A 10,500-nucleotide genomic window follows, 5' to 3' on the forward strand; every position below is an offset into this window, starting at 1 on the left:
CCGTCGGATTCGGTCGCCATGCTCGCCGCCAATGCGCGTCTGGCGCCCGGCTACAAGGCCGGTTTGAAAGGCATTGCCCGCTCGATGCCGACCAGTGGCGCGGCCGATCGCGTCGCTGAAAAACTCGGCGTCGGCATCTATGAGACGCCGACCGGCTGGAAATTCTTCGGCAATCTGCTCGATGCCGACATGGCGACGATCTGCGGCGAGGAGAGTGCCGGCACCGGCTCCAACCATGTCCGCGAAAAGGACGGCCTGTGGGCGGTGCTTTTGTGGCTCAACATCCTTGCCGCGCGTGGCGAAAGCTGCAAGCAGATCGTCACCGAGCACTGGGCGACCTACGGTCGCAACTACTATTCGCGGCACGATTATGAAGAGGTCGAGAGCGACCGCGCCAACGCGCTGGTCGACGAACTGCGTGCCAAGCTCGGCTCGCTGCCTGGCACCAGCGTGCGCGGCCTGAAAATCGCCAGCGCCGACGATTTTGCCTATCACGATCCGGTCGACGGTTCGATCAGCGAGCATCAGGGCATCAGGGTTCTGTTCGAAGGTGGTTCGCGGGTCGTCTTTCGGCTGTCCGGCACCGGCACGTCGGGCGCGACGTTGCGCGTCTACATCGAGCGCTACGAGCCGGACAAGTCTCGGCACGATCTCGACACCCAGGCCGCCCTTGCCGATCTGATTGCCGCGGCTGACGATATTGCCGGGATTCACAGCCATACCGGCCGCCCCAAGCCGAGCGTGATCACTTGAGAGTGGCTGCGCGCGTTTCACCTTCTCCCCTTGTGGGAGAAGGTGGTCGAGCGAAGCTCGGTCGGATGAGGGGTGCTCCAGCTTGGCGCAAACCGATGTCCAGATCACCAACGCCGCGTTCCTTCCAACACCCCTCATCCGTCTCGGCGCTGCGCGCCGATCCACCTTCTCCCGCCAGGGGAGAAGGTGAGGCGCGGGCATGACCCAGCTCGGCGCCACAGTCACCCGCGAAGGCATCCGCTTTGCCGCCTGGTCGCAGGCCGCCCGTCGGCTTTGGGTCTCGATCTTCGACGAGCAGGGCATGCGGGAAATCGAACGGCTCGAACTGCAGCGGGAAGGCGAGGGCGTCCACGCGCTGTTCGTTGCAGGTCTTGGCTCCGGAACCCGCTACGGTTTCCGCGCCGACGGGGACTATGCGCCGGAGCATGGACTGTGGTTCGACCCCGACAAATTGCTGACCGATCCCTACGCCGTCGAGATTGACAGGCCTTATGCCTACGACTGGCGGCTGGCCGATCGCCGGGGCGAGGGGGGCGATACCGCGTCGCTGATGCCGAAGGCGATCGCGGCTGCGCTACCGAAGCCTGTGCAGGCTGCGCCGCCGCTTTTCCGCGCCGGCGGCCTGGTCTACGAAATTCCGGTGCGCGCCTTCACCATGCTGCATTCGGACGTTCCCGAAAAATTGCGCGGAACAGTCGCCGCACTTGCTCAACCGGCGATCGTCGAGCACCTGAAAAAACTCGGCGTTGGCGCGGTCGAACTGATGCCGGTGACCGCGTCGATCGACGAACGGCATCTGCCGCCGCTCGGGCTGCGCAACGCCTGGGGCTACAATCCCGTGACGTTCATGGCCCTCGATCCGCGCCTTGCGCCGGGCGGCATCATGGAACTGCGAAACACGGTCGCTGTGCTGCGCCAGGCTGGTATCGGCGTCATCCTCGACCTCGTCTTCAACCACACCGGCGAGAGCGACAGGCTTGGTCCCACGCTGTCGCTGCGCGGCTTCGACAACCAGGCCTACTACCGGCACACACCTGATGGCAGGCTGGCCAACGACACCGGTACCGGCAACACAGTCGCTTGCGACCATCCTGTGGTCCAGGAGATGGTCCTCGACACGCTTCGCCATTTCGTCAGGGATGCCGGTGTCGATGGCTTCCGCTTCGACCTCGCTCCCATTCTGGGGCGGGTCGAGGGCACATTCGATGCCGAGGCGCCGCTGCTGAGAGCGATGCGCGATGACGCACTGCTGGCCGATCGCGTGTTGATCGCCGAGCCGTGGGACATCGGCCCCGACGGCTATCAGCTCGGCAATTTTCCAGCGCCCTTCCTCGAATGGAACGACAAGTATCGCGACGATGTCAGACGGTTCTGGCGTGGCGAGGCCGGCATGGTCGGCGCCCTGGCGACCCGGCTCGCCGGTTCGTCAGATGTGTTTGCCGCGAACGGGCAAGGCGCCAGCCGCAGTGTCAATTTCATCGCCGCCCATGACGGCATGACGCTCGCCGACATCGTGCGCTACGAGCGCAAGCACAACGAAGCCAATGGCGAGCAGAACCGCGACGGCCACAATGAAAACCTGTCCTGGAACAACGGCGTGGAAGGTGATGCGGACAACCCGGCCGTGGCAGCGGCTCGCCAGAACGACCAGCGCGCTCTGCTCGCCGCGCTGTTTGCCTCGCGCGGCACCATCATGCTGACCGCGGGCGACGAATTCGGCCGCACCCAGCAAGGCAACAACAACGCCTATGCCCAAGACAACGAGATCACCTGGCTCGACTGGGCCGGCCGCGACCAGGCGCTGGAGCGCTACACAGCGGCACTCTCGAGGCTGCGCCGATCGATGCCGGCGCTTTCCGACACAAGCTTCCTCACTGGCCAGCCGCCGGCAGGTTCGGAGATACCGGACGTCGCATGGCTTGCTGAGACGGGCGCGCCGCTCGATGAACAGAGCTGGCAGGATCCGCAGCGGCACCGTCTTGTCATGGTCCTGAGTGGCGCCAGCGATGACGGCCGCCGTCTTGCGGTGCTTATCAACGGCGATCGCCGGGCCTGCATGTTCACCTTGCCTGAACGAGACGGATTCTTCTGGGCCCCAGATATCGAAGCGCCGGATGCGGCGGATATCTCGCGGCCAATATCCGGGCGGACGATGATCTTCATGATCGAACGAGCGCAGGCCGGCACAAGGGAGAAGCGCAATGGCGGCGAGTGACAAGAAGGGATGGTGGCGCGGTTGCGTCATCTACCAGATCTATCCGCGCTCCTTCCAGGACACGACCGGCGATGGCAGCGGCGATCTCGCCGGTATCACATCGAGGCTCGCCCATGTCGCCTCGCTCGGTGTCGACGCCATCTGGCTGTCGCCTTTCTTCAAGTCGCCGATGGCCGATATGGGCTACGACGTGTCGGACTACTGCGATGTCGATCCGATGTTCGGCACGCTCGAGGATTTCGATGCGCTGGTCGCCGAGGCGCATCGTCTCGGCCTGAAGATCATCATCGACCAGGTGCTGTCGCATTCATCCGACAAGCACGACTGGTTTGTCGAAAGCCGCGCCAGCCGCGATAACCCCAAGGCCGACTGGTATGTCTGGGCCGATACCAAGCCAGATGGCGGCGCGCCAAACAACTGGCTCTCCGTCTTCGGTGGCCCGGCCTGGGAATGGGATTCGACCCGCCGGCAGTATTACATGCACAATTTCCTCCCCTCGCAGCCCGATCTGAATTTCCACAATCCGGAGGTTCAGGACGCGCTTCTGGAAACCGTGCGCTTCTGGCTGGAGCGCGGCGTCGACGGTTTTCGGCTCGATACGGTCAATTACTATGTCCACGACCGCTGGCTGCGCAGCAATCCACCCTTGGCATCAAGCGTCGCCGGCACCAACAGCGAGACCAACACCTACCTTTACCAGGAGCACCTGTTCGACAAGACGCAGCCGGAAAACCTGGCGTTCCTGCGCCGCTTCAGGGCGCTGCTCGACGAATATGACGACCGTGCTGCCGTCGGCGAGATCGGCGATGAAGGCCGCTCGCTGCAGACGCTCGCCGCCTATACCTCAGGCGGCGACAAGCTGCATATGTGTTACACCTTCGACCTGCTCGGTCCGCAGTTCTCGGCCGCGCATGTGCGTGGCTGCGTCGAAGCCTTCGAGGCGGCCGTCTCCGACGGCTGGGTCTGCTGGGCCTTCTCCAACCATGACGTGGCGCGCCATGTCAGCCGCTGGACAAGGCCGGACAGCGAGCCCGACGCGGTCGCAAGATTCTCGATCATGCTGCTCGCCTGCCTGCGCGGCTCGATCTGCCTCTATGAGGGCGAGGAACTCGGGCTGGAGGAGGCGGAGCTGGCCTATGAAGATCTGCGCGATCCCGTCGGCATCCGCTTCTGGCCAGGCGTCAAGGGCAGGGATGGGTGCCGCACGCCGATGGTGTGGGAGGCCGGCGCCGACAATGCAGGCTTCTCCACGGCCAGGCCCTGGCTGCCGATACCGGCCAGCCATCGCGCTCGCGCCGTCGACGTCCAGAATGCCGACACGGTCTCTGTGCTCGCGTCCTACCGGGCTGCGCTGGCCTTGCGCGGGGAGCATGAGGCGCTGATATCCGGCTCGATCCGCTTTCTCGACGCCGAGGGTGACCTGCTCGCTTTCATCCGCGACGGCGGCGGTGAAAGACTGCTCTGTGTCTTCAATTTCGCCGGAGGACCGGCCAATTGGCCGTTGCCGGGGGACATCCGAGCGGTTGCGCAGCTGGATGGCAATGCCGCGGTCGTCGAGACTGAGCTTTTGCTGCCAGCGCTCGGAGCCTTTTTGGGCAGGCTCGACTGATATCCCGCGACGTTACTGCACCAGCACGGCACGTCCGCATGTCGCGCCGGTGACCCGGACATCGGCCACGCCGAGATGCACGCCGAGCGTATCGAGCAGGCTGTAAAGCAATGTGTCGACTGGTGCGGTCACGGTTTTCAACAAAGCCAGCACCGGCTGCTTCACGACGCCGAGTATGGCGGTTAGGTCAAGCCCGATGATGCCAAGCGAACCGACGTAGAGCGACAGATCGTTGACAAGTGACGCGGTCAGCGTCTGGGTCAGGTCCCGTGTTGGCGTCGCCTTTATGATCTTGGCAGCGATCTCGGTTTTATTGAAGACCAGGTTGGTCGGGTTGACGTTGGTGACGTCGGCCCCAGCCGAACCCTTCACCTGTAGCAGCGGGATTTTTAGCAGCAGCAGATTGAGGCTGGCATCCGCGATGTTGGCGTCGGAGAACGATTGTTCGTTGCTGAAATCGGCAAAGGCAGTGGGGTTGCTATCGGTATCGCTGGCCGCAAGTTTCAGCGCGGCGACGCCAGGCTTCGCGGCAATGGTAACCTTCAGGCTGTCGGGGCCGGTCGGGCAGCTGATGTCGGTCAGCTTGGCCTCGGCATAGGCCACTTCGACATTCAGTGGCAACCTGACCGACAGCAGGCTGATGCCGCCGCTCAGGTTCGGATTACTGCCGACCCCAAGGGTGAACAGCAGCTTGATGCGCGTTTGCGCGGTGCGCACCACGGTGCCGGCTTCTCCAACCGCCAGCCATGGCGAGGATTGCGGCGGTTCGCCGATGGCGATGGCGAGCGTGGTCGACAGCACCCCGGGAATGGTGGCGCCGAGGGCGACGTCGACCTGTTTTGAACCGTTTGCCAGTCCGGCGGCGGCCGTCAGCATTCCCAAGGCGCTGGCGTCGACGCCGAGGCCGGCGGGCCTTTGCCCAAGGCCCAATTTGCCGACGGAGCCGAGATCGACCAGATGACTGAGCGGGATCTGGACCGTGCTGGTCGACTTGGACGCGATCGTCTGCAGGGCGACTTTGGCCGTGTTGCCAAGCCCGGGCACATTGGCCATGGCCGTGGCGATCTGGCCGACGGTCGCCTTCGATGCCAGCACATCCGAATACGACACGCCGGTCAGGTTCAGCTGTGTGGCAAGACCGTCCACGAAGGAGAGCACGCTCACATCCGCGGAGATCAGCGCGTTGTAGTCCATGACGCTGAGCGAGATGTTGCTGCCGAGAAGCCCGCCGAGAAGCGCGTTGAGGATACCGCCATCGAGGCTGGCGAGCCTCGATCCGACCGAGAATGTCGCCTGTGGCGTCATGCTGGCGGTGGCTTGGGTGCCGATGACGGGAGTGGGGATCAGGGAACTCGCGAAATAGCGGGCGGGGATCTTCTTCAGGGTGACACGGACGGCATTGTAGGGGGTTATGCTGGCCTGGAAACGCTGGCCCACATTGGCCCCGGATGCCACATATCGCCCGGGCGTGACCGTCACGACGGTTTTGCCGACCGCCGGCTCGATCGTCTGTCCCGAGCTTTGAACGACAACCCCTGGCATGCCGTTGTCGGTCAGCGTGGTAACGACCGCTGTATTGACATTGGTCATGTTCGAGGCGGCGGTGATCGCCGCCAGATCCACCATTGCCTGCGCTTCGCGGCGCTCGGTGTAGATCGAGGCTTCGTCGATGGCCACTGCGGCCAGCGCCAGCGCCACCGGCGCGCTCAATGCCGCCATGACGGTGAAGTTCGCTTTCCTGTCACTCAGCATCAACCGGGCAAGCCGACCGATCCCATTGCACGCATGCAGCAGCATTCAAATGCCCCCGACCCTGATCGTTGACTGGCGCCTGATCGTGGTCCCGGGCATGGCTATGCCCGGGAAAAGGTTCCAGATCGGCAGGTTGCGGGCGTCGTATTGGATGGACACCACGAACTGGCTTCCATCGGCCGAGCTGTCGTTGGCCTGGTAGGTCAACTTGCTGACATCCACGAAGGGATATCCGCCGGCATTGTTGGTGACGAAGCTGGCTACGAGCGTTTGACGTTCGGTTTGGTTCAACCCGGCAATTGCCGTGCGGGCGGCATCCGCTGCGATCTGCTGGATCGAGTTGGCGGCGCCGAAGTATATACCGTACGCAACCATTCCGAGTAGAAGAAGAATGAAAATCGGTGAAAGCAAGGCAAACTCAACCGCAGAGGTACCGCGCTCTTCTTGAAATTTCCGCATTAGTTGACGGATTTTGGGCAATTTACTTGCTCCGTTACTCATAGCCGCCGCGCGTCTGAAGCTCGAACCGTATAGAAGGTATTCGTAATGTAACCTCAGGTTGCTTAAGAACGCATTAAGACATTCCGGCAAACTGGCATGGCTCCCGATTCGCGGTGAAAAGTAGCGTCGAGGTGAAGAAACCAAGTCAAGCTTTTGGTTTCGGCTGGTGTTTCAGCGGCCACACCATAGCTTTCGTCCGCCTTACTTTGGGTGACCCAGAGAGTCTGTTGAAATAAAAATTCTCCGCGTTAGTGTCTGGGCACGAGCCGCAGGACGGGAACCAGCGGCGCGCTCAAAGGGGTCAGATATCGGCTCCAGGGCGTCAACACTTAATAGGCGCGCCAACGGCAGCGCCGACAGGGAGAACTTCATGCTGAAAAACATGCTGAAGGCGACTGTGTTCGCCACGACGATGACGCTGGCCGCCGGGACGTTCTACGCGCAGGCCTTTGCCGAGACCGTCTATAACAGGGGCACCGCCGCTGAATCGGAGTCGGTCGATCCGCACAAGACCTCCACGGTTTACGAAGCCAATGTCCTGCGCGACCTGTTCCAGGGCTTGGTCATGCAGGACCAGAAGGCCAATCTCATTCCTGGTGCCGCCGAGAGCTGGACGGTTTCGGACGACGGAACCGTCTATACGTTCAAGCTGCGCAAGGACGGCATGTGGTCGGATGGCAGCCCGGTTACGGCGGACGATTTCGTCTATGCCTTCCACCGGCTGGAGGATCCGGCGACCGGCGCCGAATATGCCTCGATGCTGTATCCGGTAAAGGGTGCGGAGGACGTCAACACCAAGAAGGGCAAGCCTGAGGACATGGGCGTCAAGGCGATTGACGCAAATACCCTGGAGGTCACGCTGAAGGCGCCGACGCCCTACTTCCTGGAGATGCTGACCCACCAGGCGACCTATCCGGTGAGCAAGGCCTCCATCGAAAAGCTCGGCGCCGATTGGATCAAGCCCGGCAATCTCGTTTCGAACGGCGCCTATACGCTGGCCGAATGGGTTCCCAACGATCATATGAAGCTGGTCAAGAACCCGAAATTCTGGGATGCGGCGACCGTCAAGTTCGACGTCGTCAACTACATCCCGACCGAGGACCGCTCTTCGGCGATGAAGCGCTTCGAGGCAGGCGAACTGGACAGCTACGACGACCTTCCGACTGAACAGCTCGCCGATCTCAAGACCAAGTTTGGCGACCAGATCCACGTCGGACCGTATCTCGGCACCTATTATTATGCGATCAAGACCGACAAGGCGCCGTGGGATAATGTAGAGCTGCGCAATGCCATCTCGATGGCGATCGACCGCGACTTCCTCGCCGAAAAAGTCTGGCAGAACTCGATGCTGCCCGGCTATTCAATGGTGCCTCCCGGCATCGAAGGCTACACGCCGGCAATGGCCAAATATGCGGACATGCCGCAGATCGACCGCGAGGATGCGGCCAAGAAGATCCTCGAGAAACTCGGCTATACGCCCGAAAAGCCGCTGAAGATGGAAATCCGCTATAACACGTCGGAAAACCACAAGAACACTGCGGTGGCGATCCAGGAACAGCTGAAGCCGCTTGGCGTCGACGTCACGCTGCTCAACACCGACACCAAGACCCACTACTCCTTCCTCGAGCAGAAGGGCAACTATGATCTGGCACGTGCCGCCTGGATCGCCGACTACAAGGATCCGGAAACCTTCCTCGGCATCTCGCGCAAAGCCAGCGGCAACAATTATTCGGACTACAACAGCCCGGCCTATGAAGCGGCCATGGACAAGGCCGCCGCCGCCGGCGGCAACCCCGAACAGCGCATGAAGGAACTGGCCGACGCCGAACGCATCCTGGTCGACGACGTCGGCCAGATACCGCTCCTCTATTACAGCTACCACGATATCGTCTCCTCGAAGCTGCATGGCTTCGTCGACAACGTGATGGACGTGCATCCGTCGCGCTTCGTCAGCAAGGACTAACCCTGGCCAAGCCACCGCGCCCTCCAGGCGCGGTGGCGATGGTTTGCCATCGCATCGGCCCGGGTACCGGAATTCGATTTCGGCAATGCCGGTGCGAAGATTTGAAAGCTGGAGCGCGGCCGTCCAACTGGACGCGCGCGGCTCTGGATCAAGCGGGGCACCGATGCTGCGATACGTATTACGGCGGCTTCTGACCGCCATTCCAACGCTGTTCGTCATCGTGACAATGGCGTTTTTCCTGATGCGCGTCGCGCCGGGCGGTCCATTCAACCAGGAGCGGGGGCTCAGTCCCGAGATCAGGGCCAATCTCGAAGCCCAGTTCGGCCTCAACGACCCGCTCTGGCTACAATTCGTCCACTATCTCGGCAATCTGTTGCGCGGCAATTTCGGCCCGAGCTACAACATGCCGGATTTCACCGTCACCGAACTGTTCGCCAAGGGGCTGCCGATTTCGGTTCAGCTCGGCGCCTCGGCGCTCGTCCTGGCGCTGCTGCTCGGTTCCGTGCTCGGCACCATTGCGGCGCTCAATCAGAACAAGCTTGGCGACTATACGGTGATCGCGCTGGCGACGGCCGGCAGCACCATCCCAACCTTCGTCATCGCGCCGGTGATCCAACTCCTGTTCGGGCTGACCTGGAGGCTGCTGCCGATCGGTGGGTGGGGCGATGGCGCTTTCATCAACAAGGTCGGTCCGGTGCTGACGCTCGCCCTGCCGCAGATCGCCATCGTCGCCCGGCTGATGCGTGGCTCGATGATCGAATCCTTGCGGTCCCACCACATCCGCACGGCGCGCGCGCTGGGCCTGTCCGACTGGTCGGTGGTGGTCAAGCATGCTTTGCGCGGCGCCATCCTGCCGATCGTCTCCTTCACCGGTCCGGCGGCGGCGGCACTGCTGACCGGCTCGGTCATCGTCGAGACGATCTTCTCCATCCCAGGCGTCGGCCGCTATTTCGTCGATGCCGCGCTCAATCGTGACTACACGCTGGTGATGGGAACGGTGGTGGTGATCGCCATCTTTACCATTGTCTTCAACCTGTTCGTCGACGTCATGTACGCGGTCGTCGATCCGAGAGTGCGCTATGACTGACATCGCGGCCACAGTCGCCCCCACCGTCATCGGCCGTTCGCTCTGGGGGGATGCCTGGGCGCGGCTCAAGGCCAATCGCGCCGCCATGTTCAGCCTGTATTACCTTGCCCTGATCGGGGTCGTCAGCGTGTTCGGGCCATGGTTCGTGCCGCATCAATACACCACCATTTATGCCGACTATGTGCGCATGCCGCCAAGCCTGTCAGCTTATCCGAAGGCCGACATGATCGAGACGGCGCTCACCGAAGCGATCAAGCGCATGCGGGTCGACATCAAGGAATGGCGGCAGGAAGGCAACCAGGTCTTCGTCACCGTCAAGTCGACCAGGCCGATCGACGATCGCAACATCCGCTATCTTGACCGATCCGATGCCTTTGACGACACCAAGATCGAGAGCAAGTCGCCGGACGGTCTCGAAGTGACGATGAGCGCCTCGATCAAGCAGCAATATTTCCTGTTCGGCACCGACAACACCGGACGGGACCTGTTGTCGCGCACGCTGATGGCCGGGCGTATATCGCTGGCCATCGGCCTGCTCGCGGGCGTCGTGGCGGTGGTCATCGGCGTGGTCTACGGGGCCGCTGCCGGTTTTGCCGGAGGCAAGGTCGACGAGGGGATGA

Annotated in this window: 7 protein-coding genes and 1 pseudogene; 6 read left to right on the forward strand and 2 right to left on the reverse strand. The window is 62.5% G+C overall.

What is annotated here, in order from left to right:
• From EN925_RS09075 to EN925_RS09085, 3 genes are all read left to right on the forward strand, one after another.
• The coding region (locus tag EN925_RS09075) for an alpha-D-glucose phosphate-specific phosphoglucomutase (RefSeq protein WP_128336468.1) at window positions 1-753 on the forward strand (753 nt) is incomplete at its 5' end.
• 199 nt (window positions 754-952) lie between these two features.
• Window positions 953-2,968, forward strand: a complete 2,016-nt coding sequence (glgX, locus tag EN925_RS09080) for a glycogen debranching protein GlgX (protein ID WP_127385086.1) — start codon at window positions 953-955, stop codon at window positions 2,966-2,968.
• Complete coding sequence (locus EN925_RS09085; protein WP_127385085.1) at window positions 2,955-4,577, forward strand: alpha-glucosidase family protein; 1,623 nt, start codon at window positions 2,955-2,957, stop codon at window positions 4,575-4,577. The genes glgX and EN925_RS09085 overlap by 14 nt, the downstream gene beginning before the upstream one ends.
• A 12-nt stretch (window positions 4,578-4,589) precedes the next feature.
• On the opposite strand, the gene EN925_RS09090 is transcribed toward EN925_RS09085, so the two are convergent.
• The gene (locus EN925_RS09090; RefSeq protein WP_127385084.1) at window positions 4,590-6,374 is read right to left on the reverse strand and encodes a TadG family pilus assembly protein; all 1,785 of its coding nucleotides are present in this window, start codon (window positions 6,372-6,374) and stop codon (window positions 4,590-4,592) included.
• Window positions 6,375-6,788, reverse strand: a complete 414-nt coding sequence (locus tag EN925_RS09095) for a TadE/TadG family type IV pilus assembly protein (RefSeq protein ID WP_174564973.1) — start codon at window positions 6,786-6,788, stop codon at window positions 6,375-6,377.
• Between the two features lie 412 nt (window positions 6,789-7,200).
• Here EN925_RS09095 and EN925_RS09100 point away from each other — a divergent pair, with 412 nt between their 5' ends.
• The 3 genes and pseudogenes from EN925_RS09100 to EN925_RS09110 form a co-directional block, all read left to right on the forward strand.
• Window positions 7,201-8,793: a peptide ABC transporter substrate-binding protein gene (locus EN925_RS09100; RefSeq protein WP_127368549.1), complete on the forward strand. Its 1,593-nt coding sequence runs from the start codon at window positions 7,201-7,203 to the stop codon at window positions 8,791-8,793.
• 163 nt (window positions 8,794-8,956) lie between these two features.
• Window positions 8,957-9,880, forward strand: a complete 924-nt coding sequence (locus EN925_RS09105; RefSeq protein WP_127368550.1) for an ABC transporter permease subunit — start codon at window positions 8,957-8,959, stop codon at window positions 9,878-9,880.
• Window positions 9,873-10,500 (forward strand): annotated as a pseudogene (locus EN925_RS09110) (ABC transporter permease); the annotation flags it as partial. The gene EN925_RS09105 and the pseudogene EN925_RS09110, both read left to right, overlap by 8 nt.

The sequence above is a fragment of the Mesorhizobium sp. M7A.F.Ca.US.006.04.2.1 genome (assembly GCF_004022915.1).
GTDB lineage: Bacteria > Pseudomonadota > Alphaproteobacteria > Rhizobiales > Rhizobiaceae > Mesorhizobium > Mesorhizobium ciceri.

Bases quoted from the DNA above. Each gene is read 5' to 3' on its own strand.
- glgX (WP_127385086.1), top strand. From the start codon at position 953: ATGACCCAGCTCGGCGCCACAGTCACCCGCGAAGGCATCCGCTTTGCC.
- EN925_RS09085 (WP_127385085.1), top strand. From the start codon at position 2,955: ATGGCGGCGAGTGACAAGAAGGGATGGTGGCGCGGTTGCGTCATCTAC.
- EN925_RS09090 (WP_127385084.1), bottom strand. From the start codon at position 6,374: ATGCTGCTGCATGCGTGCAATGGGATCGGTCGGCTTGCCCGGTTGATG.
- EN925_RS09095 (WP_174564973.1), bottom strand. From the start codon at position 6,788: ATGCGGAAATTTCAAGAAGAGCGCGGTACCTCTGCGGTTGAGTTTGCC.
- EN925_RS09100 (WP_127368549.1), top strand. From the start codon at position 7,201: ATGCTGAAAAACATGCTGAAGGCGACTGTGTTCGCCACGACGATGACG.
- EN925_RS09105 (WP_127368550.1), top strand. From the start codon at position 8,957: ATGCTGCGATACGTATTACGGCGGCTTCTGACCGCCATTCCAACGCTG.